We start from the raw sequence: 23506 nt of genomic DNA on the forward strand, positions 1-23506 counted from the left end.
CGGGTTGTCTAGGCTGCGGGCGTGCTGCTCTGCATCGACATCGGAAACACCAACACCGTGCTGGCGACCTTCGACGGCGACAAGCTGGTGCACTCCTGGCGGATCAAGACCGACGCCCGTTCCACCGCGGACGAGCTGGGTCTGATGTTCCGCGGGCTGCTGGCCGGTGACGCCGTGGAAATCACCGGGGTGGCCGCCTGCTCGACGGTGCCGGCCGCGCTGCGTTCGCTGCGCACCATGCTGGCCCGCTACTACGCGGACCTGCCCAGCGTGATCGTCGAGCCCGGAGTACGCACCGGGGTGCAGCTCGCCATCGACAACCCGAAGGAGGTGGGCGCGGACCGCGTGGTGAACACCCTGGCCGCGTACACCCTCTACGGCGGCCCGTCGATCGTGGTGGACTTCGGCACCACCACCAACTTCGACGTGATCAGCGGCCGGGGCGAGTTCCTCGGTGGCGCGTTCGCGCCGGGCATCGAGATCTCCTTCGACGCGCTCGCCGCTCGCGCCGCCCAGCTGCGCAAGGTGGAGGCGACGAAGCCGCGGTCGGTGATCGGCAAGAACACCGTGGAGTGCCTCCAGGCCGGCCTCTACTTCGGCTTCGCCGGCCAGGTGGACCGGATCGTCGAGCGGATGGCGGAGGAGCTGGGCGAGGTGAAGGCGGTGATCGCCACCGGCGGCCTGGCCTCGCTGGTGCTCAACGAGTGCCGCACCATCACCCACCACGAGCCGATGATCACGCTGATCGGCCTGCGCATGGTCTATGAGCGCAACACCTGATCTTCGTGGGGTGGTTCAGCGCCGTCGGGAGCGGAGGACCACGGTGCGGTAGGGCATCTCGATCGTTCCCCGCCCGGCCAGGTCCGGATGGGTGGCGAAGAGGTCAGCCAGCTCGCGGTCGATCTTTTCCTGCTCCTCGGGCGAGGCGGTGAGCCAGTAGGAGCGGGTGTGCAGCATGCCGACCACCTCGTCCGGGGTGAGCGTGGTGGTGTGCCGGAACTCGCCCGCCGCGACCGGCTCGAAGGCGGGTCCGAAGTCGGCGTACCTGTCGATCACGTTGCCGGCGTTGTCGCCGAGGTGGGCGACGCGGCTCAGCTCGGCGACCCAGGCCACCCGCTCGTCACGGGTGTTCCAGATCGGGGCGAACGTCCCACCCGGTCGCAGCACGCGGGCGATCTCGGCGTGCGCCCGCTCCCTGTCGAACCAGTGGTAGGCCTGGCCGACCAGCACCGCGTCCGCCGACCCGTCCGGCAGCGCCACCGACTCGGCGCTGCCGTCCAGCGCCGCCGTGCCCGGGGTGGCGACCGCCAGTTGCGCCCGCATCCCCGGATCCGGCTCCACCGGTACGACCTCGTAACCGAGCCCGAGCACGCCGCGGGTGAGGATGCCGGTGCCCGCGCCGAGGTCGACCACCCGGGCGGGAGCGGGCACCCCGTCCAGCGCCCAGCGCAGCGCCTCCTGCGGATAGCGGGGGCGGAACCGGTCGTACTCGGCGGCGGCCGCGCCGAAGGAGAGCGCGTGAGTGGGGTCCGTCATGGGCGGCAGGTTATCCCGTAACGGTCGGCAGGGGCCTTGAGTACGCTCATGGGCTGACCCGCCGATATTTCTCCAAGCCTGAGGAAGCTGCCGTGACCGAGCAGAACGCCCTGCCAGTGGACCCCGCCGACGACCTTCCCGAGCAGATGAAGGTCCGCCGGGAGAAGCGGGACCGGATGCTCGCCGAGGGTGTCGAGCCCTACCCGGTCGGCTTTCCCCGGACCAGCACCCTGGCGCGGATCCGGGAGCGCTATGCCGACCTGCCCACCGACACCGCCACCGGCGACCGCGTCTCGGTCACCGGCCGGGTGATCTTCGTACGCAACACCGGCAAGCTCTGCTTCGCCACCCTCCGCGACGGGGACGGCACCGAGCTGCAGGCGATGCTCTCGCTGGACCGGGTCGGCGCGGAGCGGCTCGACGACTGGAAGCGCCTGGTCGACCTCGGTGACCACGTCGGGGTCAGCGGCGAGGTGATCACCAGCCGGCGCGGCGAGCTGTCGGTGCTGGTCGAGGAGTGGGCGGTCACCGCCAAGGCGCTCCGCCCGCTGCCGGTGGCGCACAAGCCGCTGAGCGAGGAGGCCCGGGTCCGCCAGCGGTACGTGGACCTGGTGGTCCGCCCGCAGGCGCGGGAGATGGTGCGGACCCGGGCGACCGCGGTGCGCAGCCTGCGGGACACCCTGCACGCCCAGGACTTCATCGAGGTCGAAACCCCGATGCTGCAGTTGCTGCACGGCGGTGCCGCGGCCCGCCCATTCGTGACTCACAGCAATGCGCTCAACACCGATCTGTATCTGCGAATCGCGCCGGAACTGTTTCTCAAGCGGGCCGTGGTCGGTGGCGTGGACCGGGTCTTCGAGATCAACCGCAACTTCCGTAATGAGGGCATCGACTCTTCGCACTCGCCCGAGTTCGCGATGCTCGAGGTGTACCAGGCGTACGGCGACTACAACACCATGGCCGAGCTGACCCGAAATCTGGTCCAGCAGGCCGCGGTCGCGGTCGGCGGCTCGACGGTGGTCACCCACGCCGACGGCCGCGAGTTCGATCTGGGCGGCGAGTGGCGCTCGGTGACGCTCTTCGGCGTCCTTTCCGAGGCGCTCGGCGAGGAGGTCACGGTCCGCACCGAAAAGTCCCGCCTGGTCGAGTACGCGGACAAGGTCGGGCTCTCCGTCGACCCGAAGTGGGGCCCGGGCAAGCTGGCCGAGGAACTCTTCGAGGAACTGGTCGTCCCGTCGTTGCAGGCGCCCACCTTCGTCCGGGACTACCCGGAGGAGACCAGCCCGCTCACCCGGGCGCACCGCGGCGAGCCCGGTCTGGCCGAGAAGTGGGACCTCTACGTCCTCGGATTCGAGCTGGGCACCGCCTACAGCGAGCTGGTCGACCCGGTGGTGCAGCGGGAGCGGCTGGTGGCCCAGGCGCAGCTCGCCGCGCGCGGCGACGACGAGGCCATGCGACTGGACGAGGACTTTCTCCGGGCGATGGAGTACGGAATGCCGCCGGCCGGCGGTATGGGAATGGGAATCGATCGTCTTCTGATGGCGCTGACCGGCCTCGGAATTCGGGAAACGATCCTGTTCCCGTTGGTCCGGCCGGAGTAGCGCCACACCGTCTCCGGGTCGTTACCGCAACCTATTGACGTGGCGAGCATCGCGCGGGTTATTGTGCTCTTGTATTGCAGGAGCACAACCCTGCTCGAAAGGAATGTGGGACGTGGCCAAGCAGATCATTCACAAGCTGGTCGATGACCTGGACGGCGGGGACGCTGACGAGACCGTCAAGTTCGCGCTCGATGGTGTGCAGTACGAGATCGACCTCTCGGCCTCGAACGCCGAGAAATTGCGCGAAGTATTCAGCCAGTACATCGGGCACGGGACCAAGGTCGGTCGCGGCGGGGTGGTCGTGGGTGGCCGGGCTGCGCGGGGTCGGGGCGGCGCGACCGCCGACCGCGAGCAGAACAAGGCCATCCGGGCCTGGGCCAAGAAGGCCGGCAAGGACATCTCCGACCGGGGGCGCATCCCGCAGGAGATCGTCGACGAGTACCACTCGAAGGCTGGTCACTGAGCCGACCAGGCCACGGGCGACATCGACGCCGGACCGGAGCGCGACTCCGGGCCGGCGTCGCCGTTTACGCCCGGTTGCGCCGTCCGTCCGGTTCGGGTCCGGCTGGGTCCACCGCGCCGGACCAGGTCGCCCGGACGGCGCCTGCGGACGGGGAAGAAACCGGGGTCCGAGGGAGTTGTCCACAGGCGGTGGAAATTCCATCCACAGGCTGTGGATGGCCGACGGTCGGCGTCGAAGCCGACGCCCTCGGGTCCGGGAGTCGCCCGGGAGGCCGTTACCGGCCATTTCCACCGACGGTCGAATTTCGCTCTGCGCGTACAGGCAGGGGTACCGGAACACCTCCTGAGCGCGGACGGTTGTCAGAAACGACGCGGGAACGGCCATTCGCGGGGTCACACGACCTCAGCGGAGTCGGTCCGCGGCGATAGAGTAAGGAGGCACGGACGCCCGTCCCGGACGTCCGCGCACCGGCCCCGCCAAGATCTTGACCATCAAGGCGCACGGCACGTGAGGAGCACGAGGGCATGTTCGAGCGGTTCACCGACCGAGCGCGACGGGTTGTCGTCCTGGCCCAGGAAGAGGCCCGGATGCTCAACCACAACTACATCGGTACGGAGCACATCCTGCTGGGCCTGATCCACGAGGGTGAGGGCGTCGCGGCAAAGGCCCTGGAGAGCCTCGGCATCTCCCTCGAGGGCGTCCGTCAGCAGGTCGAGGAGATCATCGGCCAGGGCCAGCAGGCGCCGAGCGGGCACATCCCGTTCACGCCGCGGGCCAAGAAGGTGCTGGAGCTGTCGCTGCGCGAGGCGCTGCAGCTCGGCCACAACTACATCGGCACGGAGCACATCCTGCTCGGTCTGATCCGTGAGGGTGAGGGCGTCGCCGCCCAGGTGCTGGTGAAGCTCGGCGCCGACCTCAACCGGGTCCGCCAGCAGGTGATCCAGCTGCTCTCCGGCTACCAGGGCAAGGAGCCGGCCGCGGCGGGCGCCGCGCCGGGCGAGGCCGCGCCGTCGACCAGCCTCGTGCTGGACCAGTTCGGCCGCAACCTGACCCAGGCCGCCCGCGAGGGCAAGCTCGACCCGGTCATCGGGCGCGAGAAGGAAATCGAGCGGGTCATGCAGGTGCTCTCCCGCCGTACCAAGAACAACCCGGTCCTGATCGGTGAGCCCGGCGTCGGTAAGACCGCCGTGGTGGAGGGGCTGTCCCAGAAGATCATCAAGGGCGAGGTGCCCGAGACGCTGAAGGACAAGCAGCTCTACACGCTCGACCTCGGTGCCCTGGTCGCCGGTTCCCGCTACCGCGGCGACTTCGAGGAGCGCCTGAAGAAGGTGCTCAAGGAGATCCGCACCCGCGGCGACATCATCCTGTTCATCGACGAGATCCACACCCTGGTGGGTGCGGGTGCCGCCGAGGGCGCGATCGACGCCGCCAGCATCCTCAAGCCGATGCTGGCCCGTGGTGAGCTGCAGACCATCGGCGCCACCACCCTCGACGAGTACCGCAAGCACCTGGAGAAGGACGCCGCTCTCGAGCGCCGCTTCCAGCCGATCCAGGTGGGTGAGCCGTCGCTGGCCCACACCATCGAGATCCTCAAGGGCCTGCGGGACCGCTACGAGGCGCACCACCGGGTGAGCATCACCGACGCCGCCCTGGTGGCCGCCGCCACCCTAGCCGACCGGTACATCTCCGACCGTTTCCTGCCGGACAAGGCGATCGACCTGATCGACGAGGCCGGTGCCCGGATGCGGATCCGCCGGATGACCGCGCCGCCAGACCTGCGTGACTTCGACGAGCGCATCGCCCAGGTGCGCCGCGACAAGGAGTCCGCGATCGACGCGCAGGACTTCGAGCGGGCCGCCCAGCTCCGCGACAAGGAGAAGCAGCTGCTCGGCCAGAAGGCCCAGCGGGAGAAGGAGTGGAAGGCCGGTGACCTGGACGTTGTCAGCGAGGTCGACGACGAGCAGATCGCCGAGGTGCTCGGCAACTGGACCGGCATCCCGGTCTACAAGCTGACCGAGGAGGAGACCTCGCGCCTGCTGCGCATGGAGGACGAGCTGCACAAGCGCGTCATCGGCCAGGAGGACGCGGTCAAGGCGGTCTCGAAGGCGATCCGGCGTACCCGGGCCGGCCTGAAGGACCCGAAGCGCCCGTCCGGCTCGTTCATCTTCGCCGGCCCGTCCGGCGTCGGTAAGACCGAGCTGTCCAAGGCGCTCGCCGAGTTCCTCTTCGGCAGCGAGGACGCCCTCATCCAGCTGGACATGTCCGAGTTCCACGACCGGTACACGGTGTCCCGGCTGGTGGGTGCCCCTCCCGGCTACGTCGGCTACGACGAGGGCGGGCAGCTGACCGAGAAGGTGCGCCGTCGGCCGTTCTCGGTGGTCCTCTTCGACGAGATCGAGAAGGCCCACCCGGACGTGTTCAACACGCTCCTCCAGATCCTGGAGGACGGGCGGCTCACCGACGGCCAGGGTCGGATCGTGGACTTCAAGAACACGGTCATCATCCTGACCACCAACCTCGGTACCCGCGACGTTGCCAAGGCGGTCTCGCTGGGCTTCCAGGCCTCTGAGGATTCCGACTCCAACTACGAGCGGATGAAGCAGAAGGTCAACGACGAGCTCAAGCAGCACTTCCGGCCCGAGTTCCTGAACCGGATCGACGACACCATCGTCTTCCACCAGCTGCGTCAGCAGGAGATCCTGTCGATCGTCGACATCATGATCTCCCGCATCGAGACCCAGCTGCGGAACAAGGACATGGGCCTGGAGCTGACCGAGAACGCCAAGAAGTACCTGGCGACCAAGGGCTTCGACCCGGTGCTGGGCGCCCGGCCGCTGCGCCGGACGATCCAGCGCGACATCGAGGACAACCTCTCCGAGCGGATCCTCTTCAACGAGCTGACCCCGGGTCAGATCGTGGTGGTGGACTGCGAGGGCGACCCGACCAACATCGACAAGTCCAAGCTCGTCTTCCGGGGCGCGGACAAGCCGGTCGACGTGCCGGACGCCGTTCCGGCCGACCTCGGCGGCACCGCCGCCACGGGCGCGGACGACGCGGCGTAAGCGTCGGGTTGATCTGGCAGAGGGCGACGGCCCCGGCAGGCGAAAGCCGCCGGGGCCGTCGCCTTCCCCGTGTCCGGCGCCCGCCGGCCGGCCGCGCTTGACCGGCCCGGGCCGGCCGCGCTTGATCGACTCGGGCTGCGGCAACTCGCGCCTTCGTGAGCCTGGCGTACTCCGGGTTGCCGCAACCCGAGTGGATCACCCGGCTGTCTGGCCGTCCCCCGTCGGTCGACGTGGGTCAGGGGAGGGGGACCGGCGGGCCGTCACCGATCAGGCGGAAGGACTCCTCACCGACCGGCTCGACCAGGCCGTCGGTGACCAGCCCGGCGAGCGCCCGGGATCGCTGCACGTCGTCGTGCCACACCTGGTCCAGCCGCTGGTGCGGCACCGGGCCGATCGCTTCCCGGAGCACCGCGAGCAGCAGGCCGCGTACCTGACGGTCGGTGCCGGCGTACCGCTGGGGGCGGCGGGTCGGGCCGGCGGGCGCCTGCTGGCCGGAGGCCCGCCAGGCGCAGACCGGCTCGACCGGGCAGGCCGTGCAGCGCGGCGCGCGGGCGGTGCAGACGACCGCCCCGAGTTCCATGAACGCGGCGCTGGCCAGGGCCGCGGCGGCGGGCTCCGGAGGTAGCAGCTCCTCGGTGGCGACCAGGTCGGTGGGCCGGGTGGCCGGACCGGCGTCCGCTTCGCCGGCGATCGCCCGGCACACCACCCGGCGTACGTTCGTGTCGACCACCGGGTGCCGCTGCCCGTAAGCGAAGGCGGCCACCGCCCGGGCCGTGTACGTGCCGACGCCCGGCAGCGCCAGCAACTGGTCGAGCCGCCCCGGTACCTCGCCGCCGTGCCGTTCCACGATCGCCACCGCGCACTCGCGCAGCCGGACCGCCCGGCGGGGATAGCCGAGCCGGCCCCACATCCGGATCGCCTCGGCCGGGGTGTCCGCCGCCAGCGCGGCCGGATTGGGCCAGCGGGCCAGCCACGCCTCCCAGGCGGGCAGCACCCGGACCACCGGCGTCTGTTGGAGCATGACCTCGCTGACCAGGATCGCCCAGGCACCGACGCCCGGCTTGCGCCACGGCAGATCGCGGGCGTTCCGCTCGTACCAGCGGCTGACCAGGGTGGCGAACGTGGGCTCAGACATCGCGCCGCCGATGATGTCACGGGCACCTTTCCCGCAGGTTGGGCGGGCCCGGCGGGCCCACGCACCCGGCCCTGGGGCGAGGCGGCAGAATGTCCGGATGAACGAGCTCGCGATCACCGTCATCGGCCGGGACCGGCCAGGCATCGTGGCCGACGTCGCCGAGGCCCTCGCGCGGCTCGGCGCGAACCTCACCGACTCCACGATGACCCGGTTGCGGGGACACTTCGCGATGACCCTGATCTGCGTGGGCCCGGCCGCCGCGGACGTCGAGGCCGCGCTGGCCCCGCTCGCCGCCGAAGGTCAGCTGCTGGCCACCGTACGCGCGGTCACCCCGGACGGGCGGACCGAGCCGGCCGGCGAACCGTACGTGCTGGCGGTGCACGGCGCCGACCGGATGGGCATCGTGGCCGCGATGACCCGGGTACTGGCCGACGCGGGCGGCAACGTCACCGACCTGAGCACCCGGCTGACCGGCTCGCTCTACGTGGTGGTCGCCGAGGTGGAACTGCCGCCGGGCAGCTCCGACGAGGTGGCCGGCCGGCTCGCCCGTACCGCTGCCGAGCTGGGCGTGGGCGTCAGCCTCCGGCCGGCGGACACGGATCTGCTGTGACGGCGGACTACGCGGGCCTGGGCGGCTGGACCCCGGAGGCGCTCGGCCTGCCGGGCGAGGTGCGCCCGGTGGTGTCCGCCCCCGATCCGGTGCTCAGCCGGCCCGGGCCGGAGGTGGATCCGAAGTCCGACGAGGTGGTCCGCCTCGCGGCGGACCTGGTCGCCACCATGCGCGTCTCGCCGGGCTGCGTCGGCCTGGCGGCACCGCAGGTCGGGGTGAGCGCCCAGGTGTTCGCGGTGGACGTGACCGGCCATCCGAAGGCGGTGACCGTGCACGGCATTTTCGTGCTCTGCAACGCCAGGGTGGTGGAGGCGACCCGCTGGAAGGCCGGGCGGGAGGGCTGCATGTCGGTGCCCGACCTGACCGGTGACGTGAAGCGGGCCAGCCGCCTGGTGGTGGAGGGGATGCTCCCCGGCACCGGGGAGCCGGTCCGGCTGGTCACCGACGGCTTCGAGGCGCGGGCGCTCCAGCACGAGATCGACCACTGCGCCGGCCTGCTCTTCCTCGACCGGGTCGCCGGGGCGCACGCCGTCTACCAGCGCAAGGTCTACCTGTGACCGGGCGTGGTCTGCCGGCGCCGCCCGGTGACCATCGCCGTCCACAGTGGAGAATCAGGGCGGCGGCCGGGAGCATGCCGGCGCGTCGCGCTCACGGCGTGGGCGGTGCGCGGCTACGGTGAACGCATCATGCGACTGACGGTCGGCCCTCTGCCTCCCGCCGTGTACTGGCGGCGTCGCGCCGTCGTACTCGGAGCCGGGCTGCTATTTCTGATTGTCCTGCTCTACTCCTGCCACGGCCCGGACCGCAACGCCGGCGTGACCGGCGCCGGATCCACGCCGTCCGCCACGGCCCCCCAGCCGACCGGGTCGGTGCTGACCCCGCAGTCCGGCGCCCCGTCCGCGACGCCGGACGACTCCGGTGGAAACTCCGGAGGCTCGAACGGCGGCTCCGACGGCGGCCAGGGCGGTCCGGCGGGTGGCGGCACCGGATCGAACGACACCGGCGCCGATGCGCCGGCCGCGCCGGTGGCCGACGACGGGACATGCGCCGACTCGGAGATCAAGGTGACCGCGGTGGCGCGGCCGACCACCGCCCAGCGGGGCACGGTGGTCACCCTCCGCCTCAAGATCCAGAACATCTCGAACCGGACGTGCAGCCGGGACGTGGGTGCCGACCTGCAGGAGCTGTTCATCAAGTCCGGGGCGGAGAAGATCTGGTCCTCGGACACCTGCGGCACCGGCAAGGGCTCGGACGTGCAGTCGTTCACGCCGGACTTCGAGCGCTACTACGAGCTGGGCTGGAACGGCCGGGACGCCAGCCGATGCGCGAACGGCCTGGCCGCCGGACCGTACGCGCCGACCGGCACGTACCAGGTCTTCGCCCGGGTGGGCACCAAGCTCAGCGAGCCGGTGAAGCTGACCATCACCAACTGACCGCCGTCGGTCCCGGCCCGGGGATCAGACGTAGCGCTCCAGGATGGATGCCTCGGCGAGCCGGGACAGCCCCTCGCGGACCCCCCGGGCCCGAGCGTCCCCGACCCCCTCGACCGCCTGAAGGTCCTCCACGGTCGCGCCGAGCAGTCGCTGGAGGCTGCCGAAGTGCACCACCAGCCGGTCCACCACGGCCGTGGGAAGCCGGGGCACCTTGGCCAGCAGGCGGAAACCGCGCGGGCTGACCGCCGCGTCGAGGGCGTCGGAGGCGGACGGGTACCCGATCGCCTTGGCCACCGCGACCAGGTCGATCAGCTCGGTGGCGCTGAGCAGGTCCAGCTCGACCAGAGCCTCGTCGAGGGTGCGCGACTTCCGGCCGATCGGGAGGTAGTCCCGGATGACCAGGGTGCGATCGGCGTCCACACCGGCCATCAGCTCGTCGAGCTGGAGGGCGAGCAGGCGGCCGTCGGTGCCCAGCTCCACCACGTAACCGGCGATCTCGTCGGCGATCCGGCGGACCATCTCCAGCCGCTGCACCACCGAGACCGCGTCGCGAACGGTGACCAGATCCTCGATCTCAAGCGCGGAGAGCGTGCCGGAGACCTCGTCCAGCCGGAGCTTGTAGCGCTCCAGCGTGGCCAGGGCCTGGTTGGCGCGGGACAGGATCGCCGCCGAGTCGTCCAGCACGTGCCGCTGGCCGTTGACGTAGAGGCTGATGATCCGCATCGACTGGCTCACCGAGATGACCGGGTAGCCGGTCTGCCGGGCCACCCGCTCGGCGGTGCGATGCCGGGTGCCGGACTCCTCGGTGGGGATGGACGGGTCGGGCATCAGGTGCACGCCCGCCTGGACGATCCGGGTGCCGTCGCTGGAGAGCACCACGGCGCCGTCCATCTTGCACAGCTCGCGGACCCGGGTGGCGGAGAACTCGACGTCCATCGGGAAGCCGCCGGTGCAGATCGCGTCGACCACCTTGTCGTAGCCGAGGACGATCAGCGCACCGGTGCGGCCGCGCAGGATGCGTTCGAGACCGTCGCGCAGGGCGGTGCCCGGCGCCATCAGCGCGAGATTGGCCCGCAGCGGGTCGCCGCCGGCGCCGCTGACGCTTCCGGTGACGCTCACGCTGATCGGACGGGCGGGGGAGCCCACGGCGCCGGTGCGGGCGTGCGGCGTCGTCGCGGCGGGCTTGGTGGCATCGCGGTCGATCGGCACGGGCACAGTCTACGGACTGCCGTGCGGTGGGTGCTCTCGTGGTTACTGTGATGTGTCACGATCTCCGGCTCCGCCGGTCGTCGACCCGACGCGCCCGCTGTCCGAAACCGCCCAGCCGGTCCGCTGGTCGCTCACGGTGCAGCCGCTGTTTGCGGCTGCGGGGCTCGCAGGCCCGGCTCCCGTGCGCTCCGCCTCACCGGGCGGCCCCGGAACGCGCGTCCTCGCGTCAAGGGAGGTCACTCCGCGGACGCGCGGGCGGCGGCCTGGAGGGCCCCGCGCACGTCGGTGACCTCGATCACCCGCATGTTCTCCGGAGCCACTCCGCTGCTGCCCGGGCCGCAGCCCGGCGGCACCAGGGCCAGCCGGAAGCCGAGCCGGGCCGCCTCGGCCAGCCGCCGGGGGACCGCGCCGACCCGGCGCACCTCGCCGGTGAGGCCGACCTCGCCGATCGCCACCAGGTGCGGGTTGAGGGCCAGATTGAGCCCGCCCGAGGCGACCGCGAGCGCGACGGCCAGGTCAGCGGCCGGCTCCACCACCCGGATACCGCCCACGGTGGCGGCGAAGACTTCCCGGTCGTGCAGGGTCAGCCGCTCGGTGCGCCGCTGGAGCACCGCCAGCACCATGGCCAGCCGCGCCCCGTCCAGCCCGGAGACCGTACGCCGTGGCGAGCCGGCGACCGTGGCCCCGATCAGCGCCTGTACCTCCGTGACCAGGGCCCGCCGCCCCTCCATGGCCACCGTCACGCAGGTGCCCGGCACCGGCTCCGAGTAGCGGGTCAGGAACAGCCCGGACGGGTCGGCCAGGCTGCTGATGCCCCCCTCGTGCATCTCGAAGCAGCCGACCTCGTCGGCCGCGCCGAACCGGTTCTTCACGCCACGGACCATCCGCAGCGAGGAGTGCTTGTCGCCCTCGAAGTGCAGCACCACGTCGACCAGGTGCTCCAGCACCCGGGGGCCGGCGACCTGGCCGTCCTTGGTCACGTGCCCGACGAGCACGGTGGCGATGCCGCGTTCCTTGGCGACCGTCACCAGGGCCGCGGTGACCGCCCGAACCTGGGTGACCCCGCCCGGCACGCCCTCGGTGCCGGTGGTGGAGATGGTCTGCACCGAGTCGAGCACCAGCAGCCCCGGCTTCACCGCGTCGAGGTGGCCGAGGACCGCCGACAGGTCGCTCTCGGCGGCGAGGTAGAGCTGGTCGTGCAGGGTGCCCATCCGCTCGGCGCGCAGCCGCACCTGGCTGACCGACTCCTCACCGCTGACCACCAGCGAGGGGCTGCCCGCGTTGGCCGCCCACTGCTGGGCCACGTCGAGCAGCAGCGTGGACTTGCCGACGCCCGGCTCGCCGGCGAGCAGCACCACCGCGCCGGGGACCAGGCCGCCGCCGAGCACCCGGTCGAGCTCGCTGACGCCGGTGGCCCGGGCCCGGGCCGGTGCGGCGCTGATGGTGGCGATCGGGCGGGCCGGCTCGGCGGGCATCCGCGAGCTGACCACTCGACCGGAGACCGTCGGGCCGGTCAGGGTGCACTCGACCACGGAGCCCCACTCGCCGCATTCCGGGCAACGCCCGACCCACTTGGGCGGCTGGTGGCCGCAGGCGTCGCACTCGTAGGCCGGGCGCGGCTCACGGGCGGCCCGGCTCCGGCCGGTGGCGGCGGAGGCGCGGGAGGAGGTCGATCGGGAGGTGCTCACCCCAGGACGCTAACCGGACGGTACGACGAAAGCCCACCCGGAAACGGCGACACCGCCGGCGTGGCGCTGGCCAGACCGGCGGTGTCGTCGAAGCGGGGTCGGCGGATCAGCCGTGGCTGCCACCCTCGGTACCGCCCTCGGCGCCCGCCTCCTCGCGGGGGTGGACGATCTGCGACGCGGCCGGGGCCGGGGTCAGCGGGACGCCGACCGGAGCGGACGCCTTGACGACCTTGCCGTTGCCGAAGTCGAAGGTCAGGTTGACCTGCTGGCCGGGGAGCAGCCTGTCGTTCAGGCCGATGAGCTGGAGGAACTGTCCGTTGTCGCTGTTCAGCTGGACGTAGCCGTTGGCCGGGATCTCGATCCGGGCCGGCTGGCCGGCCGGGGCCGACGCCGACTCGCTCGGCGAGGCCGACGGGCTGGCCGAGGGCGACTCGGAGGTGCCGAGGGACTGGCTCGGCGAGGCGCTCGGGTCGCTCGCGGTCGGCGACGCGGTGGCCGGCTCGGTGGGCGAGCCGGTCGGGGCGGCCGACGGTCCGCCGCTCCGGGCCGCGCCGGTGAGCAGGATCTCCCGCGCGCTGCCGGTGGTGACGGTCACCGTGACCGGCGACTCACTGTCGTTGTAGAGCACGACGTTGAGCGCGGCGTTGCCGCCGGCCTGGTAGCCCTCGCCGCCCGGGTACTGCACGTACAGGCCGCGTACCTTGAAGATGTTGTCGGGGGTCTGGACGTTGGCGCCCTGCACCGACGGGGCCTTGGCGGCGGTCTCGGCCACCTGGCCGGCGCCACACCCGGACAGCAGCAGGCTCGCCGCAGCCGCCGTACCGGCCAGCAGCAGGGCGGCCCCCCGCCGGGAACCCCTGATCGAGCGCGTCACGTCGGTCCTCCTCGTCACGATCCCCGCCGGCCGCACGCCGGTTGCAGGGTGGCCATACCCGCGCAGACCGCGCTCCAGGGTAGTTGGGGCTGATCGAGGCCCGCACGCCGACCCGGTAATGCCACCTTCCCGGTGACCCGTCACACGACTCGACCGTTCGCCACCAGCAGCGCCACATCGATCAGCGCCACCAGCATGACTGCCCGGAAGGCGGCGACCGGCCGGGCGCCGGCGCGGGTCGCGGCGCGGCCCGCGTACCAACCGGCGGCCGGCACCAGGACGGCGGCGGCGACCGCCGCCAGGCCCGCCCGGGACGGCGGCCCGGGCGGCCCGACGACCAGGGTGACGGTGGCCGTGAGCAGCAGCCCGGCGGCGGCCACCCGGCTGCCCGTCGGGCCGAGGCGGTGGGGCAGCCCGCGCACCCCGGTGCGGGCGTCGTCGGCCAGGTCGGGCAGGACGTTGGCGAAGTGCGCCCCGGCGCCGAGGCAGGCGGCGGCGATCACGAGCCAGGCCGGCGGGGCGGGTGCGCCGGGCAGGGCCAGCACGACGAAGGCCGGCAGCGTGCCGAAGGAGACCGCGTAGGGCAGTACCGAGACCGGCGTCGACTTCAGCGGCCAGTTGTAGAGCAGCGCCGAGAGCAGGCCGAGGAGGGCGCACCACGCTGCCGGACGCGTCGCGGTCAGCGCGATCAGGACGGTGGCCACCACCGCGATGCCGACCCCTGCGCCCAGGGTCCGCCGCCCGACCTGCCCGGTGGCCGCCGGCTTGTCGGTACGTCCCACGATGGCGTCCCGGTCGGCGTCGATCAGGTCGTTGCTCCAGCCGACCGCGAGCTGGCTGGCCAGCACGGTACCCACGACGGCGGCGACGCCGGCCGGGCGGTGCCCCACCCCGGCCGCCAGCAGCCCGGCCACCACGGTGACCGCGGCGGCTGGTTCCGGATGGCTCGCCTTGAGCAGCCCTAACATCGACGACGACATAAGAGAAGTCTGGTCGTTACCCGGGAGTCGTGCCACGCTCGGTGCATGCGCGATGCGGCCCTGGTGTCCACCCCGGCCCGGGTGCTGCCGCCCAACGATCCCCGGCAGTACGACGACCTGGTCGACGAGTGGTGGAAACCGGACGGCGTGTTCGCGATGCTGCACTGGCTGGCCCGGGCCCGAGCCGCACTGGTTCCCCCGGCGTCCAGAAGGGATGCGGTGCTGGTCGACCTGGGCTGCGGCGCCGGACTGCTCGCCCCGCACCTGGCCGACAAGGGCTACCGGCACGTCGGCGTCGACGTGACCCGGTCCGCCCTCGACCAGGCCGCCGGGCAGGGCGTGACCCCGCTCAACGCCGACGCCGTCGCGGTTCCGCTCGCGGACCGGTGCGCGGACGTGGTTTCCGCCGGTGAGCTGCTGGAGCACGTACCGGACTGGCGGCGGGCGATCGCCGAGGCGTGCCGGCTGCTGCGGCCCGGCGGCCTGCTGGTGCTGGACACGCTGAACGACACCCTGCTGGCCCGCCTGATCGCGGTGGAGATCGGCGAGCGGCTGCCCACCGTGCCCCGGGGCATCCACGATCCACGGTTGTTCGTGGACGCCCGCGCGCTGGTCGCCGAGTGCGCCCGGCACGGCGTGGAGCTGCGGCTGCGGGGGATCCGCCCGGCGTTCGGCGCGACGCTGGCCTGGCTGCTGCGCCGGCTGCGCGGGGGCGCAGTGCCGGCCTTCCCGGCGGCGGGCGCCGGCCGTCCGACCGGGACGGGCGGCGGAGAGCCGCGGATCGTGCCGACCTGGTCCACCGCCGTGCTCTACCAGGGGCACGGGGTCCGGAGCGGGTAGCCGGGAGCGCCCCGGGTAAGGGGTTGCCGAGAAGGGGGTTCGATGACTGTGCACGCGCTGGAGGCGGCCCGCCGGTTGGCGCCGCGACTGGCCGCCCGCGCGGCGGCCCACGACCGGGACGGCTCCTTCCCGGTCGACGACTTCGCCGACCTCCGGGACGCCGGGCTCTTCGGGCTGATGGTGCCCCGGGAGCTGGGCGGGGCGGGGGCCACCTTCGCCCAGTACGCCGCTGTCGCCGCCGAGCTGGCCCGAGGCAACGGTGCCACCGCTCTGGTCTTCAACATGCACGCCTCGGTCACCGGGGCGCTCGGCGCGGTCACCGAGGAGCTGGCTGAGGCCCTCGGCGTGCCGGATGAGGCGCTGGCCGCCCGGGACCGGCTGCTCCGCGCGGCGGCCGAGGGGGCCTGGTACGCGGTGGCGATGAGCGAACGCGGCGCCGGCGCCCGACTGTCCCGGCTCAACACGGTGTACGAGCCGATCGACGGCGGCTGGCACATCAAGGGTGCGAAGACCTTCTGCTCCGGAGCCGGGCACCCGGACGGCTATCTCGTGGCGGCCCGCAGCACCAGCGACCCGTCGTTGGTCTCGCAGTTCCTCGTCCCGGCCGGGGAGGGGATCACCGTGGAGCCCACCTGGGACTCGCTCGGCATGCGCGCCACCTCCTCGCACGACCTGCACCTGGATGTCACGGTGCCGGCCGACCGGCTGCTCGGCGGGGTGGAAGGGCTGGCCCTGGTGGTCGCCCAGCTCATGCCGCACTGGCTGGTGGCCAGTTACGCCGCCGTCTACGTCGGGGTGGCCCGGGCGGCCGTCGCCGCCGCCGCCGAGCACCTGAACGCCCGGGACCTCGGCGGGCTCCCGGCCGTGCGGGCCCGGCTGGGGCGGGCGGATGCGGCGGTCGCGGCGGCCGAGCTGGTGGTGGCCGAGGCGGCCCGCCGGGTCGACGAGGCCCCCGGCGACGCGGACACCAACCGCTGGGTGTGGCGGGCGAAGCTGCTCGCCGGCACCACGGCCGCCGAGGTGGCGGCCTCCATGCTGGAGGCGGCCGGCACCTCGGCCACCCGCCGGGGCCACCCGCTGGAACGGCTCTACCGGGACGCCCGGTGCGGTTCGCTCCACCCGGCCACGTCCGACGTCTGCGCCGACTGGCTGGGGGTCGCGGTGTTGGGCGGCGACCCGGACCGCGACACCGCAACCCCTCGTTGGTGAGCGCGAGGAGTGAGCCGGGGTTGCGAGCCCCGCAGTCGCGAACGGGGGGCGTGGTGAGCGCGAGGAGTGAGCCGGGGTTGCGAGCCCCGCAGTCACGAACGGGGGGCGTGGTGAGCGTGAGGAGTGAGTCGGGGTTGCGAGCCCCGCAGTCGCGACCGGAAGGCGATCGTTGGTGAAGCTGGGGAACGGGACCGGAGGAGTGGGGGACATGGGTGTGCCGGTGATCGCGGGCCTGGGTGCGGCGCTGCCGCCGGCCGCCGCGCAGGACGAACTCTGGACGGGCTTCTTCGCGAAGCACTTCTCCGGGACCACCCGGGCGCTGGCCGAGCGCATCTTCGCCAACTCCGGGGTCTCCCGGCGTCAGGCGGCGGTGAACCCGCTGCTGGAGGACGTCTCCGAGTGGCCGACGGAGCGCCGGATGCGGCGCTACCAGGTCGAGGCGTTGCCGCTCGGCAAGGAGGCGGTGGGCCGGGCGCTGACCGCCGCCGGCCTGGACGCGGGTGACATCGGCCTCTTCGTCGTCTGCTCCTGCACCGGGTACGCCACTCCGGGGTTGGACATCCTGCTCGCCCGGGACCTGGGCATGGCCGCGGACACCCAGCGCATGTTCGTTGGACACATGGGCTGTTACGCGGCGCTGCCCGGGTTGGGCGCGGCGAGTGACTTCGTCACCGCCCGGGGCCGCCCGGCGTTGCTGCTCTGCGCCGAGCTGACCAGCCTGCACATCCAGCCGGCCGGGGCCCGGGTGGACACCCAGCAGATCGTCTCGCACGCGCTCTTCTCGGACGCCGCGGTCGCCGCCGTGCTCGTCCCCGGCGGCCCGGGGTACGCGCTGCGGGAGGTCATCTCGGTCACCGACACCTCGACCGCCGACCACATGACCTGGGACGTCACCGACACCGGCTTCCGGATGGGGCTGTCGCCGAAGGTGCCGCAGGTGCTCTCGCGCCACGTCCGGGCGCTGGTCGACGATCTGCTGGCCCGCCACGGGTGGACGGTCGCCGAGGTGGACGGCTGGGCGGTGCACCCGGGTGGCCCGCGCATCCTCAACGTGGTGGAACGCGAGCTGGCCCTGCCGCCGGAGGCGCTCGCGGCCTCCCGGGCCACCCTGGACGAGCACGGCAACTGCTCGTCCCCGACGGTGCTGCTGGTCCTCGACCGGCTGCGCCGGGCCGAGCGTCCGCCGGAGCGGATCGTGATGCTGGCCTTCGGGCCGGGTCTCACCCTGTACGCGGCGCTGCTGGAGCACGCGGGCTGACGGGGCGGTGCCGGTCGCCCGGCGCGGCTACGCTCTCCACATGGGTCCGGACGACCGGGTACGTACCGCGCTGCTGGTCGGGGTGACCGTGGCGGCGTTGGCCGTCGGGGCGTGGTGGTGGCGGGACGCGGCGCCCGTGCTCGGCCCGACCGGCGGTCCCTCGCCTTCTCCGTCCGGGGCAGCGTTCCTGCAGCCCGGCGTGCGGCTCGTCGACCCGGTGACGGGCCAGCCACTCGTGGAGCCGGGTCAGCCGCTGGTCGTCCATCAGGAGCCGGGCGAGCCGCCGGTCATCCACCAGGAGCCGGGCGAGGCGCCGGTCCTGGGCGGCGTGGTGAGCGAGGAGTGGCACGAGCGGTCCCATCTGGTGCCCGGCGACCGGCCGCTGGCCCGGCTGAGCAGGTCGTCCGGTGCGACGCAGTACCTGCTGAGCATCCGGTGCACCGGCCCCGGCACGGTCGTCGTCGAGTTCTCCGGGGCGCGGTACGACCCGTCGCCGCACAACGTCCGGTGCGCGCAGAGTTCGGAGACGGTGGCGGTGGAGGCGTCGGGCCGCCCGCTGCTGGTGCGGTTCGCCGCGGTGGAGGGCGAGCTGGACCTGGACGCCCGGCTTTCCGCGCTGCCCTGACCGGAGGATCAGGCGGCCAGGTGAACCAGGTCGTCCCGGTACGCCTCGACCGGCCCCAGTTCGGGTACCACCCGGACCAGGACGCCCTCCCGGTCCACCAGTAGCGCGGTGGCGGTGCCGGGGTGCGGGGCGAGGTGCAGATAGGAGCGCAGGCCACCGGCCGGGTCGGCGAGGGCGCGTACCCCCGTGACGGTGGAGGGCTCGGCCGTCCGGCTCTCGGTGACTGTGACCACCGTGACGCCGGCCGGCGCGGCGGTGGCCGCCTCGGTGACCCGCTCCCGGCAGGCGCACGCGTCGACCAGGACGATCATCGCGGGCAGCAGGCTCCGCAGGGACACCGGGGTGTTGCCGGTGTCGACCAGGTCCAGCGCGGGCAGCGGCCCGATCACGGCGGGGGTGGCTGTCGGGTAGGGGACGACGGTGGTGCTGCCCCCGGTGCGCGTCGACCGGGGCCAGGTGACCGCGGCCAGCCCGGCCAGCGTGATCAGGACCGAGACCAGCAGGACCAGCACCGGCAGGCCGAGCGGGGGGCGCCCGTCCGGGCGGGGGGTGAGCCCGAGGCGGCGACGCCAGCCGGCACGCCGGTCGCGGCGGCGCAGCTCGCGGCGAACCTGGCGGGCCTCGTGGGCGAGTGCGGAGGCGTCGTCGGGAACGACCACCCGACCCCACTCCGGGGGCAGGCCGGGCAGCCCGTCCGGTGGCCCGTGGCCTTCAGCGTCAGCCATGCCCATCGGACCCCCAGGAACCGTCTCGGTGAGCGGACGTCACGTCCACCCCAAGCGTCCCGCACCGGTCCGCGTACCGCCACACCTGGGCGCACCTCGTGTTCCAGAGCTACCATGGAAGGAGCGCATCGCCCTAGATATCGACGCTCCTGCCGGTCGTGCCGGGTTGTCATCCGGTGGTCACGGAGCGTGCCGAAACCATCGGTTTGACCGCCTGTCAAGCTGAAGAAATACCTCTCACAGGGCCCCTGAGCTGCGCCAACGGTCAGGACAGCGGTGAGACATCGGTGCCTGAGCGTGTTACCCTAGACACAGCGAAAGGGGTTTCGAACCTATGGTTTTCAGTGTCGGCGAGACCGTTGTTTACCCCCACCACGGGGCCGCACTCATCGAGGCAATCGAGACTCGGGTCATCAAGGGTGAGGAAAAGCAGTACCTCGTCCTGAGGGTCGCGCAGGGTGACCTGACGGTCCGGGTGCCCGCTGAGAACGCCGAGATCGTGGGTGTGCGTGAGGTGGTCGGCGAAGAGGGCCTGGGCAAGGTCTTCGACGTGCTCCGTGCTCCGCACACCGAGGAGCCGACCAACTGGTCGCGGCGTTACAAGGCGAATCTGGAGAAGCTGGCCTCCGGTAACCCGCTGAAGGTTGCCGAGGTCGTCCGTGACCTGTGGCGGCGGGAGCGGGAGCGGGGTCTGTCCGCGGGCGAGAAGCGCATGCTCGCCAAGGCCCGCGACATTCTCGTCGGCGAGGTCGCGCTGGCCGAGAAGAGCACCAAGGACGAGGCGGAGACGCTGCTCGACAAGGTCCTGACCGAGGCCTGATTCCCACAGCATCGTCGTACCCACCCCGTAGCAAAGAAATCCGAGGACCGCGACGTGACCGCGCAGCTCAATCCGCGCGGTGACGTCGCGGTCCTTGTTCCTGCGGCCGGGGCCGGGGTACGCCTCGGTCCCGGCGCGCCGAAGGCGCTCCGACCGCTGGCCGGCGAGCCGCTGCTGGTGCACGCGGTACGCCGGATCGCGGCGGCGCCCTCGGTGCGCGTGATCGTGGTGGCCGCCCCGGCAGCCGATGCCGAGTCGGTCCGGGAACTGCTCGCCCCGGTGGCCCCGGTCACCGTGGTGCCCGGCGGCGCGGAGCGGCAGGCCTCGGTGGCCGCCGCGCTCGCCGCCGTCCCGCCCGGACCGGAGATCGTCCTGGTGCACGACGCCGCCCGCGCCCTCACCCCGCCCGAGTTGATCGAATCGGTTGCCGGGGCGGTCCGCTCCGGCCACGGCGCGGTGATCCCGGTCCTTCCGGTGGTCGACACCATCAAGGAGGTCGACACCGGCGAGCGGGTCCTCGGCACGGTGGATCGCGCCGCCCTCCGCGCGGTGCAGACCCCCCAGGGCTTCCGCCGGTCGGTGCTAGCCGCCGCGCACCACGCTGCCGGTGATCCGCTCACCGACGACGCCGGTCTGGTCGAGAAGCAGGGCGTGCCGGTGGTCTGCGTGCCCGGCTCGGAGCTCGCCCTGAAGATCACCCGACCGTTCGACCTGACCCTCGCCGAGCACCTGCTGGCGACCGGGGCCTGACGCGTACCCTCGGCTCATGATCGTTCCTCGGGTGGCCATCGGCACGGACGTGCACGCCTTCGAGGCCGGGCGGCCCTGCTGGGTGGCCGGCCTGCACTGGCCGGATCAGGACGGCCTGGCCGGGCACTCGGACGCCGACGTGGCGGCGCACGCCGCCTGCAACGCCCTGCTTTCCGCGGCCGGCCTGGGTGACCTGGGCGCGAACTTCGGCGTGGACCAGCCGGAGTGGGCCGGCGCCTCCGGGGTCGCGCTGCTCACCGAGAGCGCCCGGCGGGTCCGGGCGGCCGGCTTCCGGATCGGCAACGTGTCGGTCCAGGTGATCGGCAACCGGCCCAAGATCGGTCCGCGCCGGGAGGAGGCGCAGCGGGTGCTCTCCGCGGCGGTGGGCGCCCCGGTCACGGTCTCCGCCGCGACCACCGACGGCCTCGGCTTCACCGGGCGCGGGGAAGGGCTGACCGGCATCGCGGTGGCCCTGGTCTACGAGGCCCCGGCCGACTGACCTGCCTGCCGGGCCCCGGGGCTCCGCGAACGGGCGCCCCGGGGGCCCGGCGGGCCCCGTCGGTGGGCCGGGTCAGTCCACGTCGGTGCAGACGTTGTGCGTGGTGCCGTGCAGCATGGTCAGGGTCCTCTGCCCGGTCGCGCTGAACTGCAGGACGAACTGCCCGTCGATGATCCACAGCCCCTTCGGCAGGTTGCCGCCGTTCTCCCGGAAGCCGATCAGGACCGGTCCGGTCACGTACCAGGTCATCGAGCCGTCGGTGCCGTAGTCGATCATCGCGGTGCCACTCGCGTCGGCGGTCGAGGTGGCCCCGGTCTCCAGGTTGGTCACCCGGTCGATCAGATCGCCCGCATAGATCTCCCGGCGCGGCGAGCCGTCCGGGTACGTGGACAGCGTCAGCTTCCGCACCTCGTCCACGGTCGGCTCCACCTGCACGGCGAAGTCGCAGCGGGCGCCGGCGGGCAGCTCGAACCCGCCCTGCGGGGCGGGTTCCCAGGCGCCCGGGGCGATGTCGTCGCTCGCGGCGGACGCCGGGGCCGGCACTGCCGCGACGAGGGCGGCCGCCGCCAGCGCCACGCCCAGCTTCCTCATCAATCGCATGATCACTCCATCTCTGCTCGCGTCGTCGGGCGGCACCAGCGTCACCGGCCCCGCTCACCGTCCGCTCACCGCGCGGCCCGGTCCGATCCACCCGGACCGCGCCGTGCGGCCCCGCCGATCGGTCCCGCCCGCACCATCGGCTCACCGGGCGGGACAACCTGCATCGAGGTCCAGACGGTCCTGGTTGGTATGGACTTCCATCTGCTCGGACCGTTCGAGGCCCGGCACGACGGTCGGCCTGTCGAGGTCGGCAGCCGGCGTCAGGAGCGCTGCCTCCTGGGCGTGCTGCTGCTCGACCCCGGCCGGCTGGTCAGCACCGACCGTCTGATCGACCTGCTGTGGCACGATGCGCCACCCGTCTCGGCGCGGGGCGCGGTGCACACGTACGTCGGTCGGCTCCGGTCCTCGCTGAAGCCGTACGGGGTGCGGATCAGCACCCGCGGTGACGGCTACCTGGTCGAGGCGGACGGGCACCGGGTCGACGTGGCGGAGTTCGCGGGGCTCGTCCGGCGGGCCGGCGACGTCGCCGATCCGGCCGCGCGGGTCCGGTTGCTCGACCGCGGGCTGGCCCTCTGGCGGGGGCCGCTGCTCGCCGACACCGCCTCCGACGAGCTGCGGGAACGGTTGCAGGCGCCGATCGAGGAGCTGCGGCTGGTCGGGGTGGAGTTGCGCGCGGGGGCCCATCTCGCGCTGGGCCGGCCCGACCGGGCGATCGGCGAACTGACCCCGCTGGTGGCCCGACACCCGACCCGGGAGCAGCTCGTCGCCACCCTGATGACCGCGCTGTACCAGGGCTCCCGACGGGCCGACGCCCTGCGGCTGTACCGCACCACCCGCGAGCGCCTCGTCGCGGATCTCGGTGTCGAGCCGGGTTCGCGGCTCCACGAGGTGCACCGCCGGGTCCTCGACGGTGACGACCGGCTCGAGCGGGTCGGCCGGCCGATGTACGAGGTGCGCGTCCGGGACGAGAGTCTGCCGTGGAGCGTGGGCGGCCATCCGGCCCTCGACTTCTGCAACACGTTCGCCGGCTGGGGGCACGAGCCCACGCTGCCCGGCAGCGAGTGGCTGCGCGGCTACCGGACCCTGGCCGTGTGGAGCGGCCACGTCGGACTGACCGACGAGGTCTCGATCAGCCGCCTGCTCCACCTCGCCCGGCACGATCCCGCCGGGGCCGAGGCCGTGCTCGCCGAGACCCGTGCCCTCCGCGCCGCGTTGTACGCCTGCCTGGTCGACCCGGAGAACCGGCCGGCGTTCGACACGGTCGCCCGGTACGCGGAGGCCGCCGCGCGGACGCTGGTGTTCCGCCGGGAGGTCGACGGCCGGGGCCGCTGGTGGCCGGACCTCAGCGCCGGGCTCAGGCTGCCCCTGCACGCCGCCGCGTGGAGCGCCGCGCAACTGCTCGCCGACCCGCGCCGGCTCACCGTCCGGACCTGCCCCGGCGAGCGGTGCGGCTGGCTCTTTCTCGACGAGACCGGCCTGCGCCGCTGGTGCAGCCTCGGCACCTGCGGCAGCCGGGAGGCCGGCGTCCCCTGCCGCAGCGCCTGACCGCGCGCCGGCGGGCCGACCGGGTCGGTGCTGGTCGGCGGGGC

23 protein-coding genes are annotated in these 23506 nt (G+C 72.9%); 15 read left to right on the plus strand and 8 right to left on the minus strand.

Features of this window, described 5'->3' with window-relative positions:
- Nucleotides 1-21 precede the first annotated feature (21 nt).
- The gene (locus tag ACL02O_RS11335; protein WP_412817969.1) at nt 22-780 is read left to right on the plus strand and encodes a type III pantothenate kinase; all 759 of its coding nucleotides are present in this window, start codon (nt 22-24) and stop codon (nt 778-780) included.
- A 15-nt stretch (nt 781-795) separates the two neighbouring features.
- On the opposite strand, the gene ACL02O_RS11340 is transcribed toward ACL02O_RS11335, so the two are convergent.
- Nucleotides 796-1536 carry a class I SAM-dependent methyltransferase gene (locus tag ACL02O_RS11340; protein ID WP_412817970.1) on the minus strand — a complete coding sequence of 247 codons (741 nt, stop codon included), beginning with the start codon at nt 1534-1536 and terminating at the stop codon, nt 796-798.
- 92 nt (nt 1537-1628) lie between these two features.
- Here ACL02O_RS11340 and lysS point away from each other — a divergent pair, with 92 nt between their 5' ends.
- From lysS to ACL02O_RS11355, 3 genes are all read left to right on the plus strand, one after another.
- Nucleotides 1629-3137: a lysine--tRNA ligase gene (gene lysS, locus ACL02O_RS11345; protein ID WP_412817971.1), complete on the plus strand. Its 1509-nt coding sequence runs from the start codon at nt 1629-1631 to the stop codon at nt 3135-3137.
- Between the two features lie 112 nt (nt 3138-3249).
- Nucleotides 3250-3600 carry a histone-like nucleoid-structuring protein Lsr2 gene (locus ACL02O_RS11350; protein WP_412817972.1) on the plus strand — a complete coding sequence of 117 codons (351 nt, stop codon included), beginning with the start codon at nt 3250-3252 and terminating at the stop codon, nt 3598-3600.
- Nucleotides 3601-4124: 524 nt separating this feature from the next.
- Complete coding sequence (locus ACL02O_RS11355) at nt 4125-6662, plus strand: ATP-dependent Clp protease ATP-binding subunit (protein ID WP_412817973.1); 2538 nt, start codon at nt 4125-4127, stop codon at nt 6660-6662.
- Nucleotides 6663-6897: 235 nt separating this feature from the next.
- On the opposite strand, the gene ACL02O_RS11360 is transcribed toward ACL02O_RS11355, so the two are convergent.
- Nucleotides 6898-7797 carry an HhH-GPD family protein gene (locus ACL02O_RS11360; RefSeq protein WP_412817974.1) on the minus strand — a complete coding sequence of 300 codons (900 nt, stop codon included), beginning with the start codon at nt 7795-7797 and terminating at the stop codon, nt 6898-6900.
- Nucleotides 7798-7894: 97 nt separating this feature from the next.
- Here ACL02O_RS11360 and ACL02O_RS11365 point away from each other — a divergent pair, with 97 nt between their 5' ends.
- The 3 genes from ACL02O_RS11365 (at nt 7895) to ACL02O_RS11375 (ending at nt 9840) form a co-directional block, all read left to right on the plus strand.
- Nucleotides 7895-8407 carry a glycine cleavage system transcriptional repressor gene (locus tag ACL02O_RS11365; RefSeq protein WP_412817975.1) on the plus strand — a complete coding sequence of 171 codons (513 nt, stop codon included), beginning with the start codon at nt 7895-7897 and terminating at the stop codon, nt 8405-8407.
- Nucleotides 8404-8964: a peptide deformylase gene (locus ACL02O_RS11370; RefSeq protein ID WP_412817976.1), complete on the plus strand. Its 561-nt coding sequence runs from the start codon at nt 8404-8406 to the stop codon at nt 8962-8964. The genes ACL02O_RS11365 and ACL02O_RS11370 overlap by 4 nt, the downstream gene beginning before the upstream one ends.
- A 129-nt stretch (nt 8965-9093) precedes the next feature.
- The gene (locus ACL02O_RS11375; RefSeq protein ID WP_412817977.1) at nt 9094-9840 is read left to right on the plus strand and encodes a hypothetical protein; all 747 of its coding nucleotides are present in this window, start codon (nt 9094-9096) and stop codon (nt 9838-9840) included.
- 24 nt (nt 9841-9864) lie between these two features.
- On the opposite strand, the gene disA is transcribed toward ACL02O_RS11375, so the two are convergent.
- From disA to ACL02O_RS11395, 4 genes are all read right to left on the minus strand, one after another.
- On the minus strand, nt 9865-11049 hold the full coding sequence (gene disA, locus ACL02O_RS11380; RefSeq protein WP_412817978.1) for a DNA integrity scanning diadenylate cyclase DisA: 1185 nt from the start codon (nt 11047-11049) through the stop codon (nt 9865-9867).
- A gap of 236 nt (nt 11050-11285) precedes the next feature.
- Nucleotides 11286-12737, minus strand: coding sequence for a DNA repair protein RadA (radA, locus tag ACL02O_RS11385; RefSeq protein WP_412817979.1), 1452 nt, complete (start codon nt 12735-12737; stop codon nt 11286-11288).
- A gap of 106 nt (nt 12738-12843) precedes the next feature.
- Nucleotides 12844-13611, minus strand: coding sequence for a copper chaperone PCu(A)C (locus tag ACL02O_RS11390; protein WP_412817980.1), 768 nt, complete (start codon nt 13609-13611; stop codon nt 12844-12846).
- A gap of 140 nt (nt 13612-13751) precedes the next feature.
- Entirely contained in the window at nt 13752-14591 is an 840-nt protein-coding gene (locus tag ACL02O_RS11395; protein WP_412817981.1) for a UbiA family prenyltransferase, read from the minus strand.
- 45 nt (nt 14592-14636) lie between these two features.
- Between ACL02O_RS11395 and ACL02O_RS11400 the strand changes: the two genes are divergently transcribed.
- From ACL02O_RS11400 to ACL02O_RS11415, 4 genes are all read left to right on the plus strand, one after another.
- Nucleotides 14637-15431 (plus strand): methyltransferase domain-containing protein, encoded by a 795-nt coding sequence (locus tag ACL02O_RS11400; RefSeq protein ID WP_412817982.1) that lies wholly within the window; start codon nt 14637-14639, stop codon nt 15429-15431.
- Nucleotides 15432-15473: 42 nt separating this feature from the next.
- The gene (locus ACL02O_RS11405) at nt 15474-16640 is read left to right on the plus strand and encodes an acyl-CoA dehydrogenase family protein (protein WP_412817983.1); all 1167 of its coding nucleotides are present in this window, start codon (nt 15474-15476) and stop codon (nt 16638-16640) included.
- A 208-nt stretch (nt 16641-16848) separates the two neighbouring features.
- On the plus strand, nt 16849-17898 hold the full coding sequence (locus ACL02O_RS11410) for a type III polyketide synthase (protein ID WP_412817984.1): 1050 nt from the start codon (nt 16849-16851) through the stop codon (nt 17896-17898).
- Between the two features lie 40 nt (nt 17899-17938).
- Nucleotides 17939-18523: a hypothetical protein gene (locus ACL02O_RS11415; protein ID WP_412817985.1), complete on the plus strand. Its 585-nt coding sequence runs from the start codon at nt 17939-17941 to the stop codon at nt 18521-18523.
- 8 nt (nt 18524-18531) lie between these two features.
- On the opposite strand, the gene ACL02O_RS11420 is transcribed toward ACL02O_RS11415, so the two are convergent.
- Nucleotides 18532-19254, minus strand: coding sequence for a hypothetical protein (locus ACL02O_RS11420; protein ID WP_412817986.1), 723 nt, complete (start codon nt 19252-19254; stop codon nt 18532-18534).
- Between the two features lie 328 nt (nt 19255-19582).
- Here ACL02O_RS11420 and ACL02O_RS11425 point away from each other — a divergent pair, with 328 nt between their 5' ends.
- Genes ACL02O_RS11425 through ispF form a run of 3 tightly spaced genes read left to right on the plus strand, consistent with a single transcriptional unit; the run spans nt 19583 to nt 21317 of the window.
- A complete protein-coding gene (locus ACL02O_RS11425) occupies nt 19583-20068 on the plus strand; it encodes a CarD family transcriptional regulator (RefSeq protein ID WP_012015454.1) in 486 nt (161 codons plus the stop codon).
- 54 nt (nt 20069-20122) lie between these two features.
- Nucleotides 20123-20818, plus strand: coding sequence for a 2-C-methyl-D-erythritol 4-phosphate cytidylyltransferase (gene ispD / locus ACL02O_RS11430; RefSeq protein WP_412817987.1), 696 nt, complete (start codon nt 20123-20125; stop codon nt 20816-20818).
- A 16-nt stretch (nt 20819-20834) separates the two neighbouring features.
- Nucleotides 20835-21317, plus strand: a complete 483-nt coding sequence (gene ispF, locus ACL02O_RS11435) for a 2-C-methyl-D-erythritol 2,4-cyclodiphosphate synthase (protein WP_412817988.1) — start codon at nt 20835-20837, stop codon at nt 21315-21317.
- 72 nt (nt 21318-21389) lie between these two features.
- Here the strand turns inward: ispF and ACL02O_RS11440 are convergent, their stop codons facing one another.
- Nucleotides 21390-21917 (minus strand): hypothetical protein, encoded by a 528-nt coding sequence (locus ACL02O_RS11440; RefSeq protein ID WP_412817989.1) that lies wholly within the window; start codon nt 21915-21917, stop codon nt 21390-21392.
- A 189-nt stretch (nt 21918-22106) separates the two neighbouring features.
- On the opposite strand from ACL02O_RS11440, the gene ACL02O_RS11445 reads away from it, so the two are divergent.
- The gene (locus ACL02O_RS11445; RefSeq protein ID WP_412817990.1) at nt 22107-23462 is read left to right on the plus strand and encodes a BTAD domain-containing putative transcriptional regulator; all 1356 of its coding nucleotides are present in this window, start codon (nt 22107-22109) and stop codon (nt 23460-23462) included.
- The last annotated feature ends 44 nt before the right edge of the window (nt 23463-23506 follow it).

It is taken from the genome of Micromonospora mangrovicola (assembly GCF_047200535.1).
Taxonomy (GTDB): Bacteria; Actinomycetota; Actinomycetes; order Mycobacteriales; family Micromonosporaceae; genus Micromonospora.